The sequence below is a fragment of the Psychrobacter sp. W2-37-MNA-CIBAN-0211 genome (assembly GCF_040309405.1).
GTDB lineage: Bacteria > Pseudomonadota > Gammaproteobacteria > Pseudomonadales > Moraxellaceae > Psychrobacter > Psychrobacter glaciei.
In genome coordinates this window covers 1-279 of sequence record NZ_JBEOOU010000138.1, presented here as the reverse complement: position 1 = coordinate 279, position 279 = coordinate 1, and the positions used below count along the sequence as shown (strand labels likewise).

Sequence of the window (279 nt, the reverse complement as noted above, 5' to 3'; positions counted from 1 at the left end):
CATTAATACATCGAGTAGTTTGGTCACTGTTTCGCGAACGGCTAAAGAAGTTTGCAGTACTTTGGTGGCTATTCTTCCTGCAAATTCATTTTGATAAAAGCTAACACTTTGGCGCAGTAAATAACGATGCGCTAACCAGCGAATCGACATAGGGTAATTGCCAAGCAATGCTTGGTGCAAAATAGCAGAATGAAAAAATACGACTACGGGCAATACTAATAGCAGCATGACAGCCATTTTAATAAGCTCTGACTTTTGCTCTACAAACAAGGTTTCGGG

1 pseudogene is annotated in these 279 nt (G+C 40.5%); it reads right to left on the bottom strand.

Annotation, left to right across the window (positions count from 1 at the left end):
• A pseudogene (locus AAEY72_RS14630) lies at window positions 1-279 on the bottom strand (ABC transporter ATP-binding protein); the annotation flags it as partial.